Below are 24,650 nucleotides of genomic sequence, written 5' to 3' on the forward strand. Positions count from 1 at the left end.
TTTGGACCGTTGCTCGGCACCGGACGTCGTCGACCGGTGCCGATGCTCCGGTCAGTGCTCGAATCGACCGGCCCGGATCGCGCCGATGAAGGCTGTCCACCCCGGCGGGCTGACCGCGAGCGTGGGGCCGGCCTGGTCCTTGGAGTCGCGGACCGCGACCAGACCGTGGACGTCAACCAGGTTGTCCGCGACCTCCACGCAGAGCCCCTGGTCGTTCGAACGGCTGCTGGTACGCCAGATTGCGCCCGTAAGATCGTGCATCGTCGTTACCTCCGTGTGCAATGGAAGCCCCACCGCTGAGAGCCGGGCGGAGCCCGGCCCGGATCGCGCGGCGAGGCAACGGGATCCGGACGATCAACGGGTCAACCGGGGCCGGTTATCGCACGGGCTGTGCGATGACCGGTCCCGTGCACGAGACGGATGGAATGCGACCGTTCAGTTGGCCGGACGAATGGTGCCGCTGACCTCGCCGAGGGCGATGGTGGTGCCGTCCGGGCCGGGCGCGGTGGCGGTGATGGTCACCGTGTCGCCGTCGGCGAGGAAGGTGCGGCTCTCGTCGCCGACCTTCACCGGCTCCGCCCCACCCCAGGTCAGTTCCAGGAACGAGCCGACCTGCGATCGGTCCGGGCCGGAGACGGTGCCGGAGGCGTACAGGTCGCCGGTGCGCAGTGACGCGCCGTTGACGGTGAGGTGCGCCAACTGCTGAGCCGGCGTCCAGTACATGGTGGCGAACGGCGGCTCGCTGACCTGCTCGCCGTTCCACTCGACCGCCAGTCGGAGGTCCAGGCCCAGGTGCGGCACGTCACGCAGGTAGTCGACCACCGGCGGGTCCTGGTCGGGGGCGGGCACGAACGCGTCGCCGAGCGCGTCCAGCGGCGTCACCCAGGCCGAGACCGAGGTGGCGAACGACTTGCCGAGGAACGGCCCGAGCGGCTGGTACTCCCAGGCCTGGATGTCCCGGGCCGACCAGTCGTTGACCAGCACCACCCCGAAGACGTGGTCGGCGAAGTCGTCGACCGACACCCGACGCCCCATGGGGCTGGGCACGCCCACCACGAAGCCGACCTCGGCCTCGATGTCGAGGCGTACGGACGGGCCCGTGACCGGGCCCTCGGCGGAGGCGCGCTGCCCGGTCGGTCGGATCACCGGCGTGCCGGAGACGACCACGGTGCCGGCCCGCCCGTGGTAGCCGATCGGCAGGTGCTTCCAGTTCGGCAGCAGCGGCGGCTGGCCGGGGCGGAAGATCTGCCCGACGTTCGACGCGTGGTGCTCGGACGAGTAGAAGTCGACGTAGTCGGCCACCTCGATCGGGAGCAGCATCTCCACGTCGTCGAGGGGCACCAGCAGCGGCTCCACCGCGGGTCGGTGCGCCGGGTCGGTCAGCAGCTCGGTGATGCGCTGCCGCACCGTCGTCCACTGCGGACGGCCCAGCGCCATGAACTCGTTGAGGGTGGGCCGGCACAGCGCACCGGCGGCCAGCACCAGGTCGGCTGCCTCCGCGGCGGCCAGGTCGAACACCCAGGACCCGATCCGTACGCCGATGCGCGGCTGACCCTCGTCGGACCGGAACACCCCGTACGGCAGGTTCGTCACCCCGTACGGCGATCCGTCAGCGCCGGTCACCCAGGTCATGCGTCGTAGCCCCCGTTCACCAGCCCCAGCCGGATCAGATCGGTCAGTGGTTCCAGGATGCTGCACGAGCCGAAGCCCACCCACAGTGGGCGCGGTAGGTCTAGTCGTGTCGTCGCCCGCTCCACCAGTGGGCGCGGGTCGACCACGGTCAGCAGCTCGGCGACCGCCTCCACACCGTCGCCGTCGGCGGCGGCCAGGGTGGCGGCCAGCACGTTGGCGTATCCGTGGTGGGTGAACCCGGTCTCCGAATCCAGGTGCCGGACCGCCTGGTGCAGCCCGGCGGTGAGCTTGAAGGGCAGGCCCCGGTCGCGGCAGGCGCAGATCACGGCGGCCAGCTCGGCTGGCGTGGGAAAGAGTTCGGCGGCCAGGCCACCGGTGCGGAACTTGGCCGCGACGGGCACCCCGTCGTTCCGGGCCGCGGCGAGTGCGTCCAGCGCGCCCATCAGCCCGAAGGTCAGCGGCAGCTCGGCGTAGACGGTCTCGACGTCCGGCAGCGCATCGGTCAGCCGCAGCAGCTCGGCGATGCCGGGGAGGGGGTCCTCGCCGCGTTTGGCGACGGCCACCTCGACCTGGCGGGCGGTGACGCCGTCCGGGGCGAGAAACGAGAGCGCGTACGGCAGGTTCCCGATCCCGGTGTCACCGATCAGCCCGATCACCAGGCCCTCACCCGGGTCGACGAGACCAGTCAGCTCGCCCGCCGAGACTGTCGAGGCGGGGATCAGCAGCGGGCCGACCAGGTCGGCGTACCAGGCTGCGCGGTGCCGGCGGTGGGCGGTCAGCGCGTCGGGCAGCGTGGCGCTGCCCGGGGGGAAGACGGCGGCGTCGTCCACCAGGCCGTCGAGGAGTGCGGGCACCTGCGTTGACACGGAACAAGAATGTACGGGACGCTACGAGGAACGGACAACAGCGTCCGATTATCGGACGCGGTTGATCGGTGAACGGAACATATCGGGAGGCGAGATGCCGTATTACCGCAGCGTCGGCGACGTGCCGCGCAAGCGCCACACCCAGTTCCGCCAGCCCGACGGCACCCTCTACGCCGAGGAGCTGATGGGCCAGGAGGGCTTCTCCTCCGACTCGTCCCTGCTCTACCACCGGCACGCGCCCACAGCGATCCTGGCCGCCGACGAGTTCACCCCGCCCGCGTTCACCCGGGCACCGAACCTGCCACTCAAGCCCCGCCACCTGCGCACCCACAAACTGGACACCGGCGGCTCCGACCCCGTCCTCGGCCGGCAGTACCTGCTCGCCAACGACGACGTACGGATCGGCTACGTGCTCGCCGACCGGCCCTCACCGCTGTTCCGCGACGCCACCGGCGACCACTGCCTCTACGTCGAGTCGGGCACCCTGCGGGTCGAGTCCCCGTTCGGGGTGCTGGACGCGGTGGCCGGCGACTACGTCATCATCCCCACCTCGACCATCCACCGGCTGGTGCCCACCGGTGACCAGCCCGTCCGCCTGCTCACCGTCGAGGCGTCCGGGCACATCGGCCCACCCAAGCGCTACCTCTCCGTCCGCGGCCAGTTCCTGGAGCACTCGCCGTACTGCGAGCGCGACGTCCGCGGCCCCGACTCGCCGCTGCTCGTCGACGGTGAGGAGGTCGAGGTGCTGGTCCGCCACCGCCGTGGTTGGACCCGCTACGTCTACGCCAACCACCCGTTCGACGTGGTCGGCTGGGATGGGCACCTCTACCCGTGGGCGTTCTCCATCCACGACTTCGAGCCGATCACCGGGCGCATCCACCAGCCCCCGCCGGTGCACCAGACCTTCCAGGGCCCCAACTTCGTCATCTGCTCCTTCGTGCCCCGCAAGGTCGACTATCACCCGGACGCGATCCCGGTGCCGTACAACCACCACAACGTCGACTCCGACGAGATGCTCTTCTACACGGGCGGCAACTACGAGGCCCGGCGCGGCTCCGGCATCGAGCAGGGCTCGATCTCCCTGCACCCGTCCGGGTTCACCCACGGCCCCCAGCCGGGTGCCGCCGAGCGTTCCATCGGTGCGGACTACTTCGACGAGTTGGCCGTCATGGTCGACACGTTCCGCCCCCTGGATCTCTGCGACGCCGCCACCGGCTGCGAGGACGAGGGATACGCCTGGACCTGGGCGCGTTCGGTCTAGTCGCGCTGGGGTTTCGCCGGAGCCCACCCGCTCTGGGCGGTCAGGCTTGATCCCGACGCGGGCGGGCTCCGGCGAAACCCTGACGTGCGCGAGCTGGGCGACGCTTGTTGATCTGTCGCGGTGCTGCCGGAGAGGGCTAACGGATCGCGGTGCGGGTGAATACGGCGAACTCGGCGATCGCCGTCGCGGCGATGGCCAGCACCAGCGGCCACGGCGAGCCGATCACCGCGTACACCAGCAGCAGCACCGGCGCGGCGGCCACGGCGTAGACCGCCAGGGCCATCGCGCGGTCCGAGTGCAGCATGGCGGGCAGGACGGTCCGGGCCAGCCCGGGCAACCGGGCGGCGAGCTGCCAGACGACGATCCCACCGGTGAGCGCGGCGAGCACCGCCAGCATGCGGGAGAACCCGTCGCTCGCCGACGCCGCGACCGCGACCAGCACCGCCGCCACCAGCGACCACCCCGCCCCGTAGAGCACCAGGCGGTGCAGGCCGGACGCGAGGGTTCGCGGCGAGTCGACTCGGCTCGGGCTGATCGACACCGCGTCCGCCACGTGCGCCAACGCCTCCGACCAGCGGCGCTGCTCCAGACGCATGACACCGACCTCGTGCCCGGCCTCGGCGAGGCGGGGGTCGAGCCGCAACGCCTCCCGGTAGGCCCGCTCGGCCAGGTCGAACAGGTCCAGCCGGGCGGCGACCAGGCTGAGCACCAGATGGGCCTGCGGTTCCTCCGGTGCCAGCTCGACCCCGCGCCAGGCCGCGTTCAGCGCCGGCTGCCCGTTGCGGGTGCCGGCCAGGATCGCCGCCGCGCTGCGCTGGGCGTACGCGTCGGCCGGGCCGAGGGCGAGGATCCGGTCTGCGGTGGCAGCCGACTCGGCGTAGCGCTCCAGATCGGCCAGGGCCATGCCCCGGGCGACCAGCGGCGGGAGCGCCTCCGGTGCGGCGGCCACGGCCGTGTCCGCGGCGGTGAGCGCCTCGGCCGGACGGTCGGCGGCCAGGTGCACCCGGGCCAGCATGGTGAGGGCATCCACGTCGTCCGGCTGGAGGGCCAGCCCGTAGGTCAGCTCGCCGGCCGCCTCGTCGTGGCGGCCGAGCTCGGCGAGGAGTTGGGCGCGCTGGACGTAGCCGTCGGCGGCGGACTGGTCGGGAGCGGGGTCGCTGGACATCGCGGCGAGCTTAGGCGGCCGGCGCGTCGTACACCAGAGCCACCGCGATGCCGGTGAGCCCTTCCTCGCGGCCGGTGAAACCGAGCCCGTCGGTGGTCGCGGCGGACAGCGTGACCGGGGCGCCGACGGCGGAGGAGAGCACCTCCTGCGCCTCCGCACGACGCTTGCCGATCTTGGGGCGGTTGCCGATGACCTGCACGGACACGTTGCCGATCTCCAGGCCGGCGGCCCGCACCCGGCGGGCCGTCTCGGTCAGCAGCGCCACACCGGATGCACCGGCCCACTCCGGCTCACCCACCCCGAAGACGGCGCCGAGATCACCGAGGCCGGCGGCGGAGAGCAACGCGTTGCAGGCGGCGTGCGCGACCACGTCGGCGTCCGAGTGCCCGGCGAGGCCGTCCTGGTCGGGCCAGAGCAGCCCGGCCACCCAGCAGGGCCGACCCGGCTCGAACGCGTGAACGTCGGTGCCGATGGCCACCCGGGGAACGATCATGAACAGAGCGTACGCGTCAACCGCCGGCGGCAAGCAGATGCTCCGCCAGAGCCAGGTCGAACGGTCGGGTGATTTTCACTGCGTACTCCGAGCCCGGCACGCAGCTCACCGTCACGCCCTGCTTCTCGACGAGACCGGCGTCGTCGGTGAGGGAGTCACCGGCTGCGGCGTGCGCGGCGCTGAGCACCGCCCGGCGGAAACCCTGCGGGGTCTGCACCGCGCGCAGGGCGGAACGGTCGACGGTGCCGAGCACCACCTCGCCGGCGCTGACCTCCTTGATCGTGTCGACGACCGGCAGGACCGGGATCACCGCGTCACGCCCGCCACGGACTGCCGCGGCGACGGATTCGACCAGCTCGGGCGGCGTGAGCGCGCGGGCGGCGTCGTGCACCAGGATGATCGTCGGGCCAGCGGGCACCGCGGCCAGCGCGGCGGCCACCGACGCCTGTCGCTCCGCGCCGCCGGCCACCACGATCACCGGCGCGACCGGGGCCAGCAGGTCACGGACGGCCGCCACCTCGGCGACCGGCGCGGCCACCACGATCGTGTGCACCGACGGTGCGGCGGCCAGCCGTCGCACGGCGTGCACGAGGAGCGGCTCGCCGCCGAGCAGGCGAAGCGCCTTGGGTCGGCCGGGGCCGAGACGTACGCCGGCACCCGCCGCAGGCACGAGGACCGCGACGTCACCGCGCGGATTGAGCTGCGCGGTCACGTCACGGTCCTCGGTGGTTTCTTTGCTACGAAGTGGGTACGACGATGCTGTGCGGACTAGGCCTCGGTGAGGACCTTGTCGAGCAGCGTCTCCGCCTCGTCCTTGGTGCTCTTCTCAGCCAGCGCGACCTCACCGACGAGAATGTCGCGGGCCTTGGCCAGCATCCGCTTCTCACCAGCGGAAAGGCCCCGCTCCCGCTCCCGGCGCCACAGGTCGCGAACGACCTCGGCGACCTTCAGCGGGTTGCCGGAGGCCAGCTTTTCCAGGTTGGCCTTGTAACGCCGCGACCAGTTGGTCGGCTCCTCGGTGTGCGGAGCCCGGAGAACGTCGAAGACCTTGCCCAGGCCCTCTTCGCCGACCACCTCGCGCACACCCACGATCTCGGCATTCTCGGCGGGCACCCGGACCGTCAGGTCACCCTGCGCGACCCTCAGGACGAGGTATTTCTTAGGCTCGCCCTTGATGATCCGAGTCTCGATTGCCTCGATGAGTGCGGCCCCGTGGTGGGGGTAAACAACGGTCTCGCCGACACTGAAAACCATAGGTTCGAAACCCCTTTCGCTGTGTCTAGGGTAACACGGTCAGGCACTGATGTCTCTCCGATGTCCTGACCATTGGCGCAGCTCAGGGGCCCTGTGAGAGGTCTTGCTTCAGCTTGACAGGCGGTCAAACCAATGGTTCGAACACGCTCCGTAACGAACGAATGACTGCCCGGTACGGGTGAACGGAACGTCGAGATCAAGGGCTACGCGCTCCTCCCATGGTAGCCCGGCCAGCGGGACTGCGCCCAGGTGTAGCGGGAGGAGCCCCTGGTGCGCGACCCTTGAGACCGAGCCGCACTCCGCTCTCGAGACGCTTCCAGGAGGTCCGATGGGCAAGCCGGACGCAGAGGGCCACGGGCCGACCGACGGCCTGCCCGGCCTGCCGCCCGAGTGGGGCCGGGTCGTGGTTCCCGACGACGCCTCCGCGCTCGCCGCCGAGGCCGCCCAGATCCGCCGTGAACTCCGCAGGGCCACCGGCCTGCCCCGCAGCCGCGCTCTGGGCCTACCGCTGCTGGTCCTGCTGGTGGCGGTCCTCACCACGTTGACCGGGCTGGTCGCGGTCACCTGGCCACGCGCCAGCCGCAGCGACCGTCCGACCCCGGCTCCCTACTCGCCACCCGCGACCCTCGCCGGGCGGGCCCTGCCCGCACTGGACCTGGTCGACGCGGGCCAGGCACCGGTGCCACTGCGCGGCCTGCTGCCCGCCATGATCATCCTGCTGGACGGCTGCCCCTGCCCGGACCGCGTCGCCGACGCCCTGACGGCTGCGCCCGCCGGGGTCTCCGTGGTGACCGTCAGCGGCGGCCGGACGGCGCCAGCTCCACCGACCAACCGACCGCAGGTCCGGGCGCTGGCCGACCCCGCCGGAGGGCTGCGCTCGTTCCTGGGCCAACCGGCCCGCCCCGGCGTCGCCACCGCCCTGCTGGTCGACCGCGCCGGCACGGTGGCCCTGGTGCTGCCCGACCTGGGGCCGGTGGACACCTACCGAGGTGAGCTGACCGCCCTCGGCGCCTGAGCGCAGCTCGGCGCCTGGGCGGGCCTAGTCGCGGCTCACCGCCTGAGCGGCCTGAGCGCGGCTCACCGCCTGAGCGGCCCGGTCGCGGCTCAGCGCATGAGGGCCGGCGCGACGCGCCCGAGCGCAGCCTGGGGGCCTAGCGGGGCAGGAGGACGAGCTGCGCCTGCACGTCGATCTCCCGCTCACCCGTCGCCGACAGCGACACCCGGAACGGCCTGCCGTGCGCCAGCACCTCGGCGCTGGCGACCGTGCCGTCGCAGTCGATCTCGGACGGCCCGGCGAGCCCGGCCCCGGAGACGCTCACCAGCATGGCGCCCGGCCTGGTGCACCGGTATTGCAGGAGGTGACGGCCACTGTCGCCCGCTGCCTGCCGGACCACACTCTGCCCCGGAGCGAGTGTCGCCCGCTCCTGCCAAACGGTGTCGCGGAACGAGGGCAGATCATCCCCGAAGAAGAAGGCAGCGAGATTGCCGTCGATGTCGACGATCTTGCCGGTCTCCGGGTCGATCTCCGTCCGTACGCCCTCCGGGATGCTGACGACCTCGCCGCTCGCGTCCACCCGCATCGTCAGCCGTTCACCGGGCACCCCGGTGACCAGGGCGCGTTCCAGCGCCGTGCTCACACTCGGCCCGGTGGACGGGACGGTCTCCGAAGGAGCAGCCGACCTGGCCGTCGAGGCGGGCGCGGTGGCCTGCCACCACCAGCCACCAACGGCCAGCACGGCCACCGCGGCACCCACCAGGACGCCCGAGCGCAGTCGGTCGTCCGCCGTCGTATCCATCCAGCGAGCGTACCGGCCGGAGGAGGAGGTGATCAGTCCTGTCGATCGAGCAGGGCGGCGTACAGGGTGAGGCCGGGACCGAACGCCAACATGACGACACGTCGAGCCGCAGGAGTCGCACGGCCCAGCCGATCCAGGATCAGCAGCACGGTCGGGGACGAGCAGTTGCCATGCTCATCGAGCGTCGCCCGGGACGCCGCCAGACCCTGCGGCGGCAACGCCAACTCGCGCTCCACCACGTTGAGGATCCGCGGCCCGCCCGGATGCACCGCCCAGCCGTCCACCTCGGAACTGGTGAGGCCGTGCCGGGCCAGCAGGTCGTCGACCAGCGCACGGACGTGCCTCGACAGCACCTGCGGCACCTTCGGCGACAGCCCCATCCGGAAACCGGCGTCGGTGACGTCCCAGGTCATGTGGTCCGCTGTCGAGGTGTCGGTGACGGACGTGACCTCGCGCAACGCGTACCCCGGGCCGCTCGGCGTGACCACGGCGGCGACCGCCGCATCCGAGAAGAGCGCGTGGGAGACGATCTGCTGGGTGTCCACCCTGGCACTCGACGGCTGGATGTGCAGGCTGGTCAGCTCCGCGCAGAGCAGCAGCGCCGGTCGTCCTCGCGCGGTGACGAAGTCACTCGCCGCACCGAGGCCCGGCATCGCCGCGTAACAGCCCATGTGGCCGATGAACATCCGCTGGGTGTCCGCGGCCATGCCGAGGTCCCGGGCGAGCAGAATGTCCAGCCCCGGGGTGGCGTAGCCCGTGCAGGAGCAGACGATGAACAGCCCGATGTCGCTGGCGTCCAAGCCGGCTGCGGTCAACGCGCGGCCCACCGCCTCCTTGCCCAGCGGCAGCGCCTCGACCTGATAGCGACGCATCCGGCGCTCGGTCGGCCAGTCCGACACGTCCTCCAACAGCGGGTTGACCGCAGCCTGACGCCGGGTCACCCCGGAGTGCGCGAAGATCCGCTGGGCCAACGACCTGGTGGTGCCGGTGAAGTGCCGGGAGAAGTAGCCCTCCCACAACTCGTCCTGCGAAGCGGACGGCGGCTGTGCAATCCCGAGCCCCGCGATCACTGGTACGGACACGATCCCCACCTCTCGTCAAATGCTGTCCTCCCCCTGGCCGTCCCACCAGCCGCCTCGGCTGGCCTATCCTGCGTGCGAGCCCCGCAGGGCCGGCTCACCAACGCGGTGCCGATCCGTCGCGGTCCGGGTCGCCGCCCAGGGCGGCGATGCCCAGCCAGTCGGCGCAGACATCCGAGGTGGCCGGGTGCAGCGAGCCGCAGCGGGCATCGCGGTAGAGCCGCTCCAACGGATGACCACGTCGGGTCGCCGAGGTGCCCGCCGCCTCCAACACCGACGCCGCGACCTCGGCGGCCGTGGTGCCGGCGAGCAGCTTCGCCCGCCACACCCAACGGTTGGTCTCCTCGTCGCCCGGCGCCTCGTCCACCCGACGGGCCGCCTCGGCGACCACCAGCTGGGCGGCCGCCGTGGCCGCGTCCGCCCGGCCCAGTCGGGCCCGCACCGCCGGCAGACCGGCCAGGTTGCGGGCGTTGAGGTGCTCGGCCGCCGCGTCGATCGCCGCCCGGGCCACCCCCACGTACACCGCCGCGTAGCTGGCGACCAGCCAGTGCGGCATCAGTTGGGCGACCACCAGCGCCAGCCCTTCCACACCACCGAGCAGCCGGTCCGCCGGAACCGTCACGTCCAGGTGCAGGTCGTGCGAGGAGGTGGCGCGCATGCCGAGCGCATCCCAGGTCGGCTCCACTGTCAACCCGTCACCGGCCGGCACCAGGAACTGCGAGACCACCGACTGGTCGGCCGCGCTGCGCGCCGCCACCAGGTAACCGTCGGCATGCCCGGCGCCGGAGCAGAAGGTCTTGCTGCCCTTGAGATGCCAACCCGCGTCGGTCGCCTCGTACGCCGTGGTCAGCTGGGACAGCCGGGCACCGGCGCCACGCTCGCTCATCGCGACCGCGTACCAGGAGCCCTGAGCCGCAGCGGTGAGCAGCCGGTCCCGGGCGACCAGCGCCTCGTCCGGCACACCCAACGCCTCGGCCAACTCCTCGGTGACCGCGCCCAGGGCACCGGTCACCGAGGCGTGCATGTTGAACACCAGGGCCGTCGCGCCGTTGCCTCGGGCAAGCTCAGTGGCCACCGCGGCGTACTCGGCGAAGCTGGCCTCCATGCCGCCCAGTGCCCGGGGCACCATCAAACCGAAAAGGCCAGCCTCCCGCAGGTCACGGAAGTCCTCGACGGGGAAGGAACCGTCCCGGTCATGGTCCGCCGCACGCGCGGCGAACCGCGGCGCCAACCGGCGGGCCGCCTCAAGCGCCTGCACCGTCATATCGTCTCCTCCTCGGCGTCCCATACCCCCGCCAGGCCCGGACTATCCTTTGCGGACCCCCCGGCCCTGGTAGAGCACGGCGGTGGACCGGGTCGGCACGATGCGTGGCGCGCGGCCCGTGGACGTCGCACCGGACGTCCGGGTCGCGCGGGCCCGGCGTAGCAACCAGGCAAGCATGCCCCCGACCTGCGGACGGATGCCTCGCAGCCGCAGGTCGACACCGTGCCGGGCACACTCGGCCACCAGTGCCCGGGCGTCCACGAACAACCGTGGATCGTGGATGCCGCGTGGCACGGTCGGCAGCCGCTCGGCGATCCGTACCGCGACGAGCCGGGCCAGCGCCGTGTCGTTCAGGGTGTCCAACACCAGCAGACCGCCCGGACGCAGCAGACGGCACGCCTCGGCCACCGCACTCGGCCAGGCCGGCACATGCTCCAGCAACTCACCTGCGGAGACCACGTCGGCGCAACCGCTCGGCAGCGGGACGGCGGTGACGTCGCCCTGGACCACGCGCACCCCGTGCTCGGCCGCCTGGACCAGCGCCGAGCGGGTCAGATCCACCCCGACGTGGCGGTAACCCTTGCCGGCCAGGTGCGGCGCGAGCAGACCGGCGCCGCAACCCAGATCGACCAGCAGCGCGCCCGGACGGGTGGCCGGCGGCACCAGCGCCGCCCGTGCCTCCGCCAGCCAGTGCAGCATCGCGAACGCGCCATCGGGCCGCCACCACTCACCGGCCAGGTCGTCGTACTGGCGCGGATCGTTACGCGGCAGCACCCGGGGGCCGGTGGACGCCGCGGACGCAGCCACGTCTCGCATGGCACCGAGCGTGGCACGACTGCTCGGTAACGACCAGACTTCCCTTATGTCGTCGAGGGTGTTAGGGCTGGTCAGAGCGAGCCATCCGGAACCGGCCGCAGCGGTGACCGCGGTTTCCGGCCTGCTGGCCTGGGGAGTGGGTCATCGGCCGACCGGAATCGTGTCCGTCGTGCTCGCCGTTCTTGCCAGCCAGCTCGCCGTCGGCTGGACCAACGACGCGCTGGACGCCGAGCGGGACGCCACTGTGGGACGTACCGACAAACCGGTCGCCGCCGGCGCTGTCGGTCGGCGCACCACGGCCTGGGCCGCGGCGGTGGCCGCGGTGGCCTGTCCGTTGCTGGCGCTGACCACGAACCCCACCGCGGCGTTCTGGTTGACCGTCGCACTGGTCTCGGCGCTGCTCTACGACTGGCCGCTCAAGGCCACCGCGTTCTCGGTGCTGCCGTACGCCGTCTCGTTCGGCGCGCTGCCCGCCTTCGTGGTGCTGGCGCTGCCCGGTCAGCCGACCCCACCCGCCTGGCTGCTGGTCGCGGCGGCCTGCCTGGGGGCCGGGGCGCACTTCGCCAACGTGCTGCCCGACCTGGCCGACGACGCACGGACCGGGGTGCGCGGCCTGCCGCACCGGCTGGGCGCCGCCGGCAGCCGGATCGCGGCGGCCGGCCTGCTCCTCGCGGCGACCGCGGCCCTGGTCCTCGGGCCACCCGGGCCGCCGTCGGCGATCGGGGTGGCGGCGGTCGTCACGGCCGCCGTGGTGCCACCGCTGAGCTGGTACGCCGGGCGCTCGGCGGTCCGGGCCGGCCGGCGGCCGGTGTCGGCCTTCCGGGCGGTGATGCTGGTGGCCCTCATCGACGTGGTCCTGCTGGTCGCGAGCGGTCGGGTGGTGTGAACGGCACCCGGGCAGGTGGCATTGCCGGGTCCGCGTGCGGGCCTCGATCAGTCCCAACTACCCTGGAGCGCGGTCTGCGCGGGTATGGCCACCGTGCCCGGCGTGCGGCCCGGGTGGGGATTGTGACGAGGAGGACCGACGTGACGCGCTCGATCAGGGGATCCCGGCGTGCGGCCCTGTTGCTGTCCGGAATTGCGGCGGCCAGTCTGCTGACGTCCGGCTGCGGCGCCGGACAGATCGCCGAGACCGCCACCAAGGAGGCCTCGGTCCAGGGCGTCAGCCTCACCACCAACAACGGTTCCTTCTCCGTGCGTGGCCTGCTCGTGGACTACCCGGGCACCGAGGGCTACAAGGCCGGCCAGGACGCTGGGCTCAGCGCGGTGATCTACAACGACTCGAAGGAGACGGTAACGGTCACCGTCACCACCGAGAGCGCCCGTGAGCTGGTGATCAGCGGCGGCTCGGCGAGCCCGTCGCCGTCCGCCTCGGAGTCCGCCTCCACGAGCCCGTCTCCCTCCGGCTCGGCCAGCCCGTCGACCTCCGGGTCCGGCTCGGCCAGCCCGTCGGCGACCCCCTCCGAGACCGGGTCGTCCTCGGCCACCCCGTCCGCCCCGGAGTCGGCGCGGGCGTCCGGTTCGGCCAGCCCCTCCGCTCCGGGCACGCCGGCCCGGATCGAGCTGGCCCCGCTGAGCTACGTGCAGTTCAACTCCGAGGCCACCACCCAGCTCCGGCTGGTCGGTCTGACCGAGGCGCTGCGCTCCGGGCAGAACGTCCTGGTGACCTTCGACTTCGGCAACGGCAACACGGTCACCGGCCAGGCGCCGATCGCGGTGCCGCTCACTCCGGCCGCACCCCCCTCGCCGATCATCGAGCGCGAGGGCGGCTACGAGGGCGACGAGGGTGGCACCACCCACGAGTGACCCGAGCCCACATCGACAAACGCCCCGGCGTGGTGACCACCACGCCGGGGTGTTTTCGTCGTACGCGAGGGCTAGCGTCCTGATGTGACCACCTCCCGATCGACCCCTTCGCGCGGCGGCACCGCCGGTGCCGCCCGTGGCCGGTCCGCCGCCCGCGAGCCGCGTCCGGCCTACCAGTGCGACGCGTGCGGGCACCAGCCACCCAAGTGGGTGGGGCGCTGCCCGGAGTGCGGCGAGTGGGGCGCGGTGGTCGAGAGCACGGTGACCGGCCCGACCGTCTCCGGTCGCGTGGTCAGCTCCCGGATGCCGACCGAGCCGGCCCGGCCGATCGCCACCATCAGCGCCGCTCCGGCCCGCGCCGTGCCCACCGGGGTGAGCGAGCTCGACCGGGTGCTCGGCGGCGGCCTGGTCCCCGGTGCCGTGGTGCTGCTCGCCGGCGAGCCCGGTGTCGGCAAGTCGACCCTCCTGCTCGATGTGGCGCAGCATTGGGCGGTCGGTGCCGGCAGCCCCTCACTGGTGGTCAGTGGCGAAGAGTCGGTCAGCCAGGTGCGCCTGCGCGCCGAACGGATGGGCACCCTGCACGAGCAGCTCTACCTCGCTGCGGAGAGCGACCTGGCGTCGGTGCTCGGTCACCTCGACGCGGTCAAGCCGGGCCTGTTGGTGCTCGACTCGGTGCAGACCATCTCGACCACCGGCACCGAGGGCGTGCCCGGTGGTGTGACCCAGGTGCGCGCGGTGACCGCCGCGCTGGTCTCGGTCGCCAAGGAGCGGGGCATCGCCACCGTGCTGGTCGGGCACGTCACCAAGGACGGCCAGGTGGCCGGGCCCCGGGTGCTGGAGCACCTGGTCGACGTCGTGCTGCACTTCGAGGGCGACAAGCACTCGTCGCTCCGCCTGGTGCGCGGCGTGAAGAACCGGTTCGGCGCGGCCGACGAGGTCGGCTGCTTCGAGATGCACGAGGGTGGCATCAGCAGCCTGGCCGACCCGTCCGGGCTGTTCCTGACCCGCTACGCGGAGCCGGTCCCGGGCACCTGTGTGACAGTGGCCATGGAGGGGCGGCGGGCCCTGGTCACCGAGGTCCAGGCCCTGATCGGCGCAACGGTGGCCGGCTCACCCCGACGCACCGTCTCCGGCCTCGACTCGGCGCGTCTGGCGATGGTGCTCGCGGTGCTGCAACGACGCACCGAGCGGCTGACCCTGCACGACCGGGAGGTCTTCGCCGCCACTGTGGGCGGGATCCGGGTGGTGGAGCCGGCAGCCGACCTGGCGGTCGCGTTGGCGGTCGCCTCCGGCGGGCTCAACCTGGCCATCGCGCCGCACCTGGTGGCGATCGGTGAGGTGGGGCTGACCGGCGAGGTGCGCCGCGTCGGGGCGGTGCCGCGCCGGCTGGCCGAAGCGGCCCGGCTGGGGTTCAAGGTGGCCCTGGTGCCGACCGGTTGCGGGCCGGCCAGCACCGGCGCCGGCCCCGAGCACATGCGGGTGACCGAGGTCACGGACGTCCGTTCGGCACTGCACCATGCGGCCCGCGCGTCCGCCGAGTGACGCACCGTGCCGACGGAGACGGCGATACCGGACAGCACGTCGCAAGCGGGAATCGGTTGGAAGGGCCGCATCGTGACACATCACAGTAACCACGACAGCACCCACCGCACGGCAGTCCGTAGACTGTGCCCGTGCCGATCGACCGCGAAACCACCAAGCCAGCCGGCGCGCCGCCCCAGGCCCGCACCGGCGCCGTGGGCTCGCCCGCCCGCCCGATCAGCGTGAGCGTGACCGCGGGAGCCGCCGGGAGCGCCGGGGACCCATTGCGGGCCAACCTCGCCCTGATGGCCCCGGGCACCGCCCTACGCGACGGTCTGGAGCGCATCCTGCGCGGCCGCACCGGCGCGCTCATCGTGCTCGGCTACGACAAGGTCGTCGAGGGCCTGTGCACCGGAGGCTTCCCGCTGGACGTGGAGTTCTCCGCGACGCGCGTCCGGGAGCTGTGCAAGATGGACGGCGCCGTCGTGCTCTCCAGCGACGGCACCAGGATCGTCCGGGCGGCCGTGCACCTGATGCCCGATCCGTCCATCCCGACCGAAGAGTCCGGCACCCGGCACCGCACCGCCGAGCGGGTGGCCCGGCAGACCGGCTACCCGGTCATCTCGGTCAGCCAGTCGATGCGGATCATCAGCCTCTACGTCAACGGCCAGCGGCACGTGCTCGACGACTCGGCCGCCATCCTCTCCCGGGCCAACCAGGCGCTCGCCACCCTGGAGCGCTACAAGCTCCGGCTGGACGAGGTCTCCGGCACGCTCTCCGCACTGGAGATCGAGGACCTGGTCACCGTACGGGACGCGGTGGCCGTGGTGCAGCGACTGGAGATGGTTCGCCGGATCGCCGACGAGATCGCCGGCTATGTGGTCGAGCTGGGCACCGACGGCCGCCTGCTCGCCCTGCAACTCGACGAGCTGATGGCCGGCGTGGACGCCGACCGCACGCTGGTCATCCGGGACTACCTCCCGATCGGCCGCAAGTCGCGCACCCTGGACGAGGCACTCGTCGAGCTGGACCTGCTCGGCGCCACCGAGCTGATCGACCTGGTGGCGGTGGCCAAGGCGATCGGCTACCCGGCCGCGTCCGACGCGCTGGACGCCGCGGTCAGCCCTCGCGGCTTCCGGCTGCTGGCCAAGGTGCCCCGGCTGCCGGTCGCGGTGGTCGACCGCCTGGTGGTGCACTTCGGCAGCCTCCAGCGACTGCTGGGCGCGACAGTGGAGGACCTGCAGGCCGTCGAGGGCGTCGGCGACGCAAGGGCCCGAGGCGTCCGTGAGGGGCTGTCCCGGCTCGCCGAGGCATCCATCCTGGAACGGTACGTCTGACCCCGGCTCAGCCGGTGATGGTGAGCTTCACGGGTGAGCTGAGCTTCGTGCCCACCCGGGCGAACACCTGGTACGACCCGAGCGGCGGGAACGGCCCGCCGGCCAGCGCACCGTCGCACCGGCTGGTGTCCCGCCCGTTCCACGGCACCTGGTAGGCGCGCTCGAAGTTCGGCGTGAACGTCTGCACGTCCGAGCCCTGGACCTTGCCGCAGGTGTCCGACGACCAGATCTTCTCCGCACCGGACTTGATGAAGATCTCCTGCAGGTCGGCGCCGACGTTCCGACTGCACGTGCGGTCCGACGTGTTCTTGATCTTGAGTTGCAGCTCGACCACCGCCCCACGCTGAACCGAGGTCGGGCTCGCCGACGAGACCACGCTGATCTCCGCGTCGGTGCAGGTGCCGTCGTCCTCCGAACCGGCCGCCGCGCCCAGCGGAGGTGTATTGCTGGTGATCGCGGGGCTCGGACTCGTCACAGCCGGATCGGCGGACGCGGGCGGCGGCGGAGCCCCGGTCTCCGGGGTCAGCACCGGGCCCTCAGGAGCGGGCGCGCCGGCGGAGGTCGGCGTCGAAGTCGCCCCCGCCGTCGGCTTCTCGCCGGAACGACCCGACTGGGTGCACGAGTAGAGCAGGACAATCAGGAAAAGTAGCCCCGCTCCGAGTACGACGACGCGACGCCGCCAGTACACGGCGGGTGGCAGGGGGCCGACCGTCAGACGCATGATGCCTCCCACCGTAGCCGCGCTCCCCCGGCCAGTACGGCGCGACGCGCCGGGGCCGCCCGCGGGCACCCGATCCACTCTCCACTCAGGACAAAACTGCCGACCGTCCGGCGACCGATCAGAGGTAGACCTTGCGCTGGTAGACGGCGTGCGCACCGGCCACCCGATCCAGGAAGAGCAACCCCGCGCAGTGGTCAATCTCGTGCTGCAACGCCCGAGCCTCGAAGCCGTCAGTCACCAACCGGACCGGCTCACCGGTGCCCGGCAGGTCACCCTCCACCACCAGCCGGCTGGCCCGCTTCACATCCCCCGTCAGGTCCGGCACCGACATGCACCCCTCCCGTCCGGGCTTCCACCGCGTCGCCTCAACCACCCGGGCGTTGCAGAGCACGAAGGTGCCATGGACCGTAACCGCCTTCGGGTGCCCGGTCACATCGACGGCGAAGACGCGCGCACCCACCCCGACCTGCGGCGCGGCCAGCCCGACGCAGCCCGGCGACACCCGCATCGTCGCCACCAGGTCGGCCGCGAGCTGGACGGTCTCCTTCGCGGTCGGATCGACCCCCTCGGCGGCCCGACTCAACACCGGATGGGGGGCCGACACAACCGGCCGCACCTCACCGGGCACGACCAGCGACTCGGGTGTCCAGTCGCCCAGACCGAAATACGCCTCGACGTCCGGCCCGTTCTCCTCGCCGCTCACAACAGATCCGGGTCCGCCGGCCGGAGGGTGACCTCCACGCCCAGCTCGGCAGCCGTCCGGTGCAACCGGTCGATCAGTGTGTCGGCCACACCAGCCGGCAACTCGACCTCGGCCAGCACCACGTAGAGCGACCCGGCCAACCGCGTACTCAGGTCGGTGACGTTTCCGCCAGCGTCGACCAGCACCCGGGTCATCGCCGCGACGATGCCCATCCGGTCCGAACCGTGCACCGCCATCACGTACGGCTCACCCGCCGCAGGCACCTCGCCGTCCGGCGTGACCGCGCGTACCGTCGCCAGCAGTTGCCCCTCGGCGGCCAGCGGCGCCAACGCGGCCTCGACCTCGGCGGAGGCCGGCCCGGTGCAGATCAGGGTCATCGCGAAATGCCCCCGCAGGCGCGTCATCGTGCTGTCGGTGAGGTTCGCACCCAGTCGGGCGAGGACCTCGGCGACGTCGGCCACGATGCCCGGCCGGTCCCTACCGATGACGGTGATCGCGAGCTCGTTCATCCGGGCATTCTCTCCGATCCGTCGGGCGCAGCCGTGGCACCCCGCCCGAGCCGCCCATCCAGCGGGATCGCCAGGCGTGACATCATCGACGGCGCCATGACTCAACCCGATTTCGCCACCCTGGTCAGTCGGTGGTTCCAGCAACACGCCCGTGACCTGCCGTGGCGTGCGCCCGGGGTCACTCCCTGGGCCATCCTGGTCAGCGAGGTCATGCTCCAGCAGACCCCCGTGGTCCGGGTGGTGCCGGCCTGGCAGGCATGGCTGGCCCGCTGGCCGGACCCGGCGGCGCTGGCCGCGGACACCCCGGCCGAGGCGATCCGGATGTGGGGACGTCTCGGCTACCCCCGTCGGGCGGTGCGGCTGCGGGAGTGCGCGATCGCGATCGTGGACCGGCACGGCGGCCAGGTGCCGGACCGGTTGGAGCAACTGCTGGCACTGCCCGGGGTCGGCACCTACACGGCGCGGGCAGTGGCCACCTTCGCGTACGGGCAGCGGCACCCGGTGGTCGACACCAACGTGCGCCGGGTGGTCTGCCGGGCGGTGGCCGGCGAGCCGGACGCCGGACCGGTCACCCGGCCAGCCGACCTGGTCGCCACCGAAGAGCTGCTCCCGGTGGAACCGGCCGCGGCGGCACTCGCCAGCGCCGCGTTCATGGAACTGGGCGCGGTGATCTGCACAGCCCGGTCACCACGCTGTCCCGCCTGCCCGGTCGAGTCGGTCTGCGCCTGGCGGGCCTCCGGCCAGGAGGCGCCAGCAGGGCCAACCCGGCGACCCCAGCGGTACGCGGGCACCGACCGACAGGTACGCGGTCTCCTGCTCGGGGTGCTCCGGGAGACCACCGGGCCGGTCCCACACCAGCGCTTGGACCAGGTCTGGACCGATGACGTCCAACGTGCCCGAGCCCTGGCCGGCCTGGTGCAGGACGGGCTGGTCGAAGCGGCCGGAGCCGACAGCTTCCGCCTCGTCGGCGACGGCCCGTCCCACCCGACAGCCGACCTGACCACCTGACCCACCCCGCCCTGACCCTGTCTTGTCCTGCCCCCGCCCGCCGCGCGGGCCGCGCCCCGCCGCGCGGACGGCCCCGCGCCACGCCGGGCCGCCAGCCGCACTCCGCCCACAACATCAGGGAAGTTGCTGCCTCCGGACGCCGTGAGGCACCACTTTCCCTGATGTTGCGCGGATCTTGCGTAGCGCGGCGCAGAGAGGCGCGGCGGGCACGGGCAGGGGCGGGCAGGCGCGGGTGACCTGTGGGGGTAGCGCAAAAAGGCGGGGCCCCGGTGGCTCACGCCACCGGGGCCCCGCCCTTCTTACTGCTTGTTACGCCACCTCGTCCGTCGCCGCTGCCGCGGTGCCGGCGGCCGTGCCACCGAGGTCGGCCGGAACGGCGTCCGGAACCTCGACCGGCTTCTCGGCACCCCGGAAGACGAGCTTGGACTTGTCGATGTCGTTCGGGTCGCCCTCGCAGTCCACCACGACGATCTGACCCGGGGTCAGCTCGTTGAACAGGATCCGCTCGGAGAGGTTGTCCTCGATGTCGCGCTGGATCGTGCGACGAAGCGGACGTGCACCGAGCACCGGGTCGAAGCCCTTCGCCGCCAGGTACTTCTTGGCGTTGTCGGTCAGCTCCAGACCCATGTCCTTGTTGCGCAGCTGGCCCTCGATCCGCTGGATCATGATGTCCACGATCGAGAGGATCTCGGTCTGACGCAGCTGGTGGAAGACGATGGTGTCGTCGATCCGGTTGAGGAACTCAGGCCGGAAGTGCTGCTTGAGCTCGTCGTTGACCTTCTGCTTCATCCGGTCGTAGTTGGACTCGGAGTCCTCCGACTGCTGGAAGCCCAGCGACACCGCCTTGGCGACGTCACGGGTGCCCAGGTTGGTGGTCAGGATGATGACCGTGTTCTTGAAGTCCACGATCCGACCCTGACCGTCGGTGAGCCGACCGTCCTCCAGGATCTGCAGGAGCGTGTTGAACACGTCCGGGTGGGCCTTCTCGATCTCGTCGAAGAGGACCACCGAGAACGGCCGACGCCGCACCTTCTCGGTCAGCTGCCCGCCCTCGTCGTAACCGACGTAGCCGGGAGGGGCACCCACGAGCCGGGAGACCGTGTAGCGGTCGTGGAACTCGGACATGTCCAGCTGGATGAGGGAATCCTCGCTGCCGAAGAGGAACTCGGCGAGCGCCTTGGACAGCTCGGTCTTACCGACACCGGACGGACCGGCGAAGATGAACGAGCCCGACGGGCGCTTCGGGTCCTTCAGGCCGGCCCGGGTACGCCGGATCGCCTTCGAGACCGCCTTGACCGCGTCCTCCTGGCCGATGACGCGCTTGTGCAGCTCGTCCTCCATGCGCAGCAGGCGTGAGGTCTCCTCCTCGGTCAGCTTGTAGACCGGGATGCCGGTCCAGTTGCCGAGAACCTCGGCGATCTGCTCGTCGTCAACCTCGCTGACGACGTCCAGGTCACCGGCCTTCCACTCCTTCTCCCGCTGAGCCTTCTGACCAAGGAGCTGCTTCTCCTTGTCACGCAGCTGAGCGGCGCGCTCGAAGTCCTGAGCGTCGATCGCGGACTCCTTGTCGCGGCGCACCTGGGCGATGCGCTCGTCGAAGTCACGCAGGTCTGGCGGCGCGGTCATCCGACGGATCCGCATCCGGGCACCGGCCTCGTCGATCAGGTCGATCGCCTTGTCCGGCAGGAAGCGGTCGGAGATGTACCGGTCGGCCAGCGTCGCCGCAGCCACGAGAGCGGCGTCGGTGATGCTCACCCGGTGGTGGGCCTCGTAGCGGTCACGCAGGCCCTTGAGGATCTCGATGGTGTGCGCCAGCGACGGCTCACCCACCTGGATCGGCTGGAAGCGGCGCTCGAGAGCGGCGTCCTTCTCCAGGTGCTTGCGGTATTCGTCGAGGGTGGTGGCACCGATGGTCTGCAGCTCGCCACGGGCCAGCATCGGCTTGAGGATGCTCGCGGCGTCGATCGCGCCCTCGGCGGCACCCGCACCCACCAGGGTGTGGATCTCGTCGATGAACAGGATGATGTCGCCGCGGGTGCGGATCTCCTTGAGCACCTTCTTGAGGCGCTCCTCGAAGTCACCGCGGTAGCGGGAACCCGCGACGAGCGCACCCAGGTCGAGCGTGTAGAGCTGCTTGTCCTTCAGAGTCTCGGGCACCTCGCCCTTGATGATCTTCTGGGAAAGCCCCTCCACCACGGCGGTCTTACCGACGCCGGGCTCACCGATCAGGACCGGGTTGTTCTTGGTACGGCGGGAGAGCACCTGCATGACCCGCTCGATTTCCTTCTCGCGCCCGATGACCGGGTCGAGCTTGCCCTCGCGGGCGGCCTGAGTCAGGTTGCGGCCGAACTGGTCCAGCACGAGGCTGGTCGACGGCGCGGCCTCACCCGGCGTGGCGCCCGCCGCGGCAGGCTCCTTGCCCTGGTAGCCGGAAAGCAGCTGGATCACCTGCTGGCGGACCCGGTTGAGGTCGGCGCCGAGCTTGACCAGCACCTGGGCGGCAACGCCCTCGCCCTCACGGATCAGCCCGAGCAGGATGTGCTCCGTGCCGATGTAGTTGTGGCCGAGCTGCAGCGCCTCGCGCAGCGACAGCTCCAGCACCTTCTTGGCCCGCGGCGTGAACGGGATGTGCCCGCTCGGCGCCTGCTGGCCCTGGCCGATGATCTCCTCGACCTGCTGGCGGACGCCCTCCAGGGAGATGCCGAGGCTCTCCAGGGCCTTTGCCGCGACGCCTTCACCTTCGTGGATCAGGCCCAGCAGGATGTGTTCCGTACCGATGTAGTTGTGGTTGAGCATCCGGGCCTCTTCTTGGGCCAGGACGACAACCCGTCGCGCTCGGTCGGTGAACCGCTCGAACATGCCCTCGTGCTCCTCACGTGCCGTGCGCCTTGATGGTCAAGATCTTGGCGGGGCCGGTGCACGAACGTCCGGGACGGGCGTCCGTGCCTCCTTACTCTATCGTCGTTCACCGACTCAGCTGAGGTCGTGTGTCTCTGCTCTGGGTCGGTTCCACGTCGTTTTGGACAACCGTCCGCGCTCAGGAGGTGTTCCGGTAGCCCTGTCGCTACGCGCAGAGCGAAATCCGACTGGCGTGACAGAAGCCCGATCCGGGCTCCGGAAGCGCCGTGGAGGCGCTCCGAGGGGCTCGGAGGGGGTGGGCCGGAGGTCGCGACGAACGCCGCGCCGGGCCCTGAGGAAGGTTGTCCACAGGTTGTGGATAGCTGTTCCACTGGTTGTGGACAACGCCGCCGGGCGCCGAATGCTTCCCGGGCCCCGGGCGGGCGTCGGCGGATACGGCGACGCCGGCCCGGAGAGGTGCTCCGGCCCGGCGTCGGTGTCGCCTGCGGTGGCGGAAGAGCCACCAGGTCGCTGACGGATCAGCGCTTCGCGTGGTACTCGTCGACGATCTCCTGCGGGATACGACCCCGGTCCGAGATGTCCTTGCCGGACTTCTTGGCCCACTCCCGGATCGCCTTGTTCTGCTCCCGATCGGCGGTCGCGCCACCCCGACCGCGGGCGGCACGCCCACCGATCACGACGCCGCCGCGACCGACCTTGGTGCCAGCGCCCACGTACGCGGCAAAAGCGTCGCGCAATTTAGCGGCGTTGGCCTTCGACAGGTCGATCTCGTACTGAACGCCGTCGAGGGCGAACTTGACGGTCTCGTCAGCGTCCCCGCCGTCCAGGTCATCGACCAGCTTGTGAATGATCTGCTTGGCCACGTCCCACATTCCTTTCGAGCAGGGCGCTCCTGCTTAACGAGAGCACAATAACCCGCGCGCCGCTCGCCGCGTCAATAGGATGCCGTTACGGCCCGGCGTGAGCCGGGCCCGACTACTCGGGGCGGACCAACGGGAAGAGGATCGTTTCCCGAATTCCGAGCCCCGTCAGGGCCATCAACATCCGGTCGATTCCCATTCCCATGCCGCCGGCCGGCGGCATTCCATACTCCATCGCACGGAGAAAGTCCTCGTCGAGACGCATCGCCTCGTCGTCGCCCCGCGCGGCCAGCTGCGCCTGGGCCACCAGCCGCTCGCGCTGCACCACCGGGTCGACCAGCTCGGAGTACGCAGTGCCCAGCTCGAAGCCGAGCACGTAGAGGTCCCACTTCTCGGCCAGACCCGGCTCGCTGCGGTGGGCCCGGGTGAGCGGGCTGGTCTCCTCCGGGTAGTCGCGCACGAAGGTGGGCGCCACAAGGCCGGGGACGACCAGCTCCTCGAACAGTTCCTCGGCCAGCTTGCCCGGCCCCCACTTGGGGTCCACGGCCAATCCCACCTTGTCCGCGTACTCGACGAGGCGGGAACGATCGGTGCGGACCGTGACCTCCTCGCCCAGCGCTTCGGAAAGCACGCCGAACAGCGTCACGGATCGCCACTCGCCGCCCAGGTCGAACTCCCGACCGTCGGCGTGGGTCACCACCATCGAGCCGCTGACCGCGATCGCCGCCTGTTGCACGAGATTGCGGGTCAACTCGGCCATCGTGTTGTAGTCGCCGTAGGCCTGGTACGTCTCCAGCATCGCGAACTCCGGCGAGTGCGAAGAGTCGACACCCTCATTACGGAAGTTGCGGTTGATCTCGAAGACGCGGTCGACGCCACCGACCACAGCGCGCTTGAGAAACAGTTCCGGCGCGATTCGCAGATACAGATCGGTGTTCAACGCATTGCTGTGGGTCACGAACGGTCGGGCCGCCGCGCCACCATGCAGCAGTTGCAACATCGGTGTTTCCACCTCGATGAAGCCCTGCCCGTGCAGTGAATCGCGCAGACTACGTACGGCGGCGGCCCGGGTGCGAACCATCTCCCGCGCCTGCGGCCGGACGATCAGGTCGACGTAACGCTGCCGGACGCGCGCCTCCTCGGAGAGCGCCTTGTGCGCCACCGGCAGCGGACGCAGCGCCTTCGCGGTCATCTCCCATTCCTGCGCCAGCACCGACAACTCACCCCGGCGGCTGGTGATCACCTCACCGGTGACGCCGACGTGATCGCCGAGGTCGATCAGGCGCTTCCAGGCCTCCAGTCGCTCCGGGCCGACCCGGTCCAGCGAGAGCATCGCCTGCAACTCGGTGCCGTCGCCGTCCCGGAGGGTCGCGAAGCAGAGCTTGCCCGTGTTGCGTACGAAGATCACCCGGCCGGTGACCGCGACCTGGTCACCGGTCGCGGTGTCGGTTGGCAGGTCGGCGTAGCGCGCCCGGACCTGCGCCAGCGTGGTCGTGCGGGAGAAACCGACCGGGTAGGGCTCGACGCCCTCGGCGAGCATCCGGTCCCGCTTCTCCCGGCGGACCTTCATCTGCTCGGGAAGGTCGTCTGCGGGGTCCACTGGCACGGGGTTCTGCTCGCTCACGGCACGCTTCCTCGTCACGGGAGATACAGGGGTCAGGCCCGAGCGTACTCAAGCCCTCAGGGGGTCGTTACCGGAT

The 24,650-nt window shown here is 71.4% G+C and carries 24 protein-coding genes; 7 read left to right on the forward strand and 17 right to left on the reverse strand.

Annotation, left to right across the window (positions count from 1 at the left end; translation table 11 throughout):
- Positions 1-51: 51 nt before the first annotated feature.
- From GA0070619_RS26215 to GA0070619_RS26225, 3 genes are all read right to left on the reverse strand, one after another.
- Positions 52-261, reverse strand: coding sequence for a DUF397 domain-containing protein (locus GA0070619_RS26215; RefSeq protein WP_088950494.1), 210 nt, complete (start codon positions 259-261; stop codon positions 52-54).
- A gap of 174 nt (positions 262-435) precedes the next feature.
- On the reverse strand, positions 436-1,632 hold the full coding sequence (gene fahA, locus GA0070619_RS26220) for a fumarylacetoacetase (RefSeq protein WP_088950495.1): 1,197 nt from the start codon (positions 1,630-1,632) through the stop codon (positions 436-438).
- Entirely contained in the window at positions 1,629-2,498 is an 870-nt protein-coding gene (locus tag GA0070619_RS26225) for a hypothetical protein (RefSeq protein ID WP_088950496.1), read from the reverse strand. Before GA0070619_RS26225 ends, fahA begins: the two co-directional genes overlap by 4 nt.
- 94 nt (positions 2,499-2,592) lie before the next feature.
- Here GA0070619_RS26225 and GA0070619_RS26230 point away from each other — a divergent pair, with 94 nt between their 5' ends.
- Positions 2,593-3,759 carry a homogentisate 1,2-dioxygenase gene (locus GA0070619_RS26230; protein WP_088950497.1) on the forward strand — a complete coding sequence of 389 codons (1,167 nt, stop codon included), beginning with the start codon at positions 2,593-2,595 and terminating at the stop codon, positions 3,757-3,759.
- Positions 3,760-3,895: 136 nt separating this feature from the next.
- Here the strand turns inward: GA0070619_RS26230 and GA0070619_RS26235 are convergent, their stop codons facing one another.
- Genes GA0070619_RS26235 through GA0070619_RS26250 form a run of 4 tightly spaced genes read right to left on the reverse strand, consistent with a single transcriptional unit; the run spans position 3,896 to position 6,671 of the window.
- Positions 3,896-4,924, reverse strand: a complete 1,029-nt coding sequence (locus tag GA0070619_RS26235) for a tetratricopeptide repeat protein (protein ID WP_088950498.1) — start codon at positions 4,922-4,924, stop codon at positions 3,896-3,898.
- Between the two features lie 10 nt (positions 4,925-4,934).
- The gene (ispF, locus tag GA0070619_RS26240) at positions 4,935-5,417 is read right to left on the reverse strand and encodes a 2-C-methyl-D-erythritol 2,4-cyclodiphosphate synthase (protein WP_088952065.1); all 483 of its coding nucleotides are present in this window, start codon (positions 5,415-5,417) and stop codon (positions 4,935-4,937) included.
- Positions 5,418-5,433: 16 nt separating this feature from the next.
- Complete coding sequence (ispD, locus tag GA0070619_RS26245; protein WP_088950499.1) at positions 5,434-6,129, reverse strand: 2-C-methyl-D-erythritol 4-phosphate cytidylyltransferase; 696 nt, start codon at positions 6,127-6,129, stop codon at positions 5,434-5,436.
- A 56-nt stretch (positions 6,130-6,185) separates the two neighbouring features.
- Positions 6,186-6,671 (reverse strand): CarD family transcriptional regulator, encoded by a 486-nt coding sequence (locus tag GA0070619_RS26250; RefSeq protein WP_088950500.1) that lies wholly within the window; start codon positions 6,669-6,671, stop codon positions 6,186-6,188.
- Between the two features lie 328 nt (positions 6,672-6,999).
- On the opposite strand from GA0070619_RS26250, the gene GA0070619_RS26255 reads away from it, so the two are divergent.
- Entirely contained in the window at positions 7,000-7,686 is a 687-nt protein-coding gene (locus GA0070619_RS26255; protein WP_088950501.1) for a hypothetical protein, read from the forward strand.
- Between the two features lie 136 nt (positions 7,687-7,822).
- Here the strand turns inward: GA0070619_RS26255 and GA0070619_RS26260 are convergent, their stop codons facing one another.
- From GA0070619_RS26260 to GA0070619_RS26275, 4 genes are all read right to left on the reverse strand, one after another.
- Positions 7,823-8,467, reverse strand: coding sequence for a hypothetical protein (locus tag GA0070619_RS26260; RefSeq protein WP_088950502.1), 645 nt, complete (start codon positions 8,465-8,467; stop codon positions 7,823-7,825).
- Between the two features lie 32 nt (positions 8,468-8,499).
- On the reverse strand, positions 8,500-9,549 hold the full coding sequence (locus tag GA0070619_RS26265) for a type III polyketide synthase (protein WP_088952066.1): 1,050 nt from the start codon (positions 9,547-9,549) through the stop codon (positions 8,500-8,502).
- 94 nt (positions 9,550-9,643) lie between these two features.
- On the reverse strand, positions 9,644-10,810 hold the full coding sequence (locus GA0070619_RS26270) for an acyl-CoA dehydrogenase family protein (protein ID WP_088950503.1): 1,167 nt from the start codon (positions 10,808-10,810) through the stop codon (positions 9,644-9,646).
- Between the two features lie 42 nt (positions 10,811-10,852).
- Positions 10,853-11,626: a class I SAM-dependent methyltransferase gene (locus GA0070619_RS26275; RefSeq protein WP_088950504.1), complete on the reverse strand. Its 774-nt coding sequence runs from the start codon at positions 11,624-11,626 to the stop codon at positions 10,853-10,855.
- A 46-nt stretch (positions 11,627-11,672) separates the two neighbouring features.
- On the opposite strand from GA0070619_RS26275, the gene GA0070619_RS26280 reads away from it, so the two are divergent.
- From GA0070619_RS26280 to disA, 4 genes are all read left to right on the forward strand, one after another.
- Positions 11,673-12,512 carry a UbiA family prenyltransferase gene (locus GA0070619_RS26280; RefSeq protein WP_088950505.1) on the forward strand — a complete coding sequence of 280 codons (840 nt, stop codon included), beginning with the start codon at positions 11,673-11,675 and terminating at the stop codon, positions 12,510-12,512.
- A 140-nt stretch (positions 12,513-12,652) separates the two neighbouring features.
- Positions 12,653-13,432 carry a hypothetical protein gene (locus GA0070619_RS26285; protein WP_088950506.1) on the forward strand — a complete coding sequence of 260 codons (780 nt, stop codon included), beginning with the start codon at positions 12,653-12,655 and terminating at the stop codon, positions 13,430-13,432.
- Between the two features lie 84 nt (positions 13,433-13,516).
- Positions 13,517-14,974 carry a DNA repair protein RadA gene (radA, locus tag GA0070619_RS26290; protein WP_088950507.1) on the forward strand — a complete coding sequence of 486 codons (1,458 nt, stop codon included), beginning with the start codon at positions 13,517-13,519 and terminating at the stop codon, positions 14,972-14,974.
- Between the two features lie 131 nt (positions 14,975-15,105).
- Positions 15,106-16,290 (forward strand): DNA integrity scanning diadenylate cyclase DisA, encoded by a 1,185-nt coding sequence (gene disA, locus GA0070619_RS26295; RefSeq protein ID WP_088952067.1) that lies wholly within the window; start codon positions 15,106-15,108, stop codon positions 16,288-16,290.
- A 7-nt stretch (positions 16,291-16,297) separates the two neighbouring features.
- Here the strand turns inward: disA and GA0070619_RS26300 are convergent, their stop codons facing one another.
- The 3 genes from GA0070619_RS26300 to GA0070619_RS26310 form a co-directional block, all read right to left on the reverse strand.
- A complete protein-coding gene (locus GA0070619_RS26300) occupies positions 16,298-17,011 on the reverse strand; it encodes a hypothetical protein (RefSeq protein WP_088950508.1) in 714 nt (237 codons plus the stop codon).
- Between the two features lie 118 nt (positions 17,012-17,129).
- Positions 17,130-17,714, reverse strand: coding sequence for a peptide deformylase (locus GA0070619_RS26305; RefSeq protein ID WP_088950509.1), 585 nt, complete (start codon positions 17,712-17,714; stop codon positions 17,130-17,132).
- Positions 17,711-18,223: a glycine cleavage system transcriptional repressor gene (locus tag GA0070619_RS26310; protein WP_088950510.1), complete on the reverse strand. Its 513-nt coding sequence runs from the start codon at positions 18,221-18,223 to the stop codon at positions 17,711-17,713. Before GA0070619_RS26310 ends, GA0070619_RS26305 begins: the two co-directional genes overlap by 4 nt.
- Before the next feature lie 96 nt (positions 18,224-18,319).
- Here GA0070619_RS26310 and GA0070619_RS26315 point away from each other — a divergent pair, with 96 nt between their 5' ends.
- Complete coding sequence (locus tag GA0070619_RS26315; protein WP_088950511.1) at positions 18,320-19,231, forward strand: HhH-GPD family protein; 912 nt, start codon at positions 18,320-18,322, stop codon at positions 19,229-19,231.
- Between the two features lie 309 nt (positions 19,232-19,540).
- Here GA0070619_RS26315 and GA0070619_RS26320 read toward each other — a convergent pair whose 3' ends face one another.
- The 3 genes from GA0070619_RS26320 to lysS form a co-directional block, all read right to left on the reverse strand.
- On the reverse strand, positions 19,541-22,090 hold the full coding sequence (locus GA0070619_RS26320; protein WP_088950512.1) for an ATP-dependent Clp protease ATP-binding subunit: 2,550 nt from the start codon (positions 22,088-22,090) through the stop codon (positions 19,541-19,543).
- Positions 22,091-22,608: 518 nt separating this feature from the next.
- Complete coding sequence (locus tag GA0070619_RS26325) at positions 22,609-22,953, reverse strand: histone-like nucleoid-structuring protein Lsr2 (RefSeq protein WP_088952068.1); 345 nt, start codon at positions 22,951-22,953, stop codon at positions 22,609-22,611.
- Positions 22,954-23,065: 112 nt separating this feature from the next.
- Positions 23,066-24,574: a lysine--tRNA ligase gene (lysS, locus tag GA0070619_RS26330; RefSeq protein ID WP_088950513.1), complete on the reverse strand. Its 1,509-nt coding sequence runs from the start codon at positions 24,572-24,574 to the stop codon at positions 23,066-23,068.
- Between the last annotated feature and the right edge of the window lie 76 nt (positions 24,575-24,650).

Source organism: Micromonospora zamorensis (genome assembly GCF_900090275.1).
GTDB classification, from domain to species: Bacteria; Actinomycetota; Actinomycetes; order Mycobacteriales; family Micromonosporaceae; genus Micromonospora; species Micromonospora zamorensis.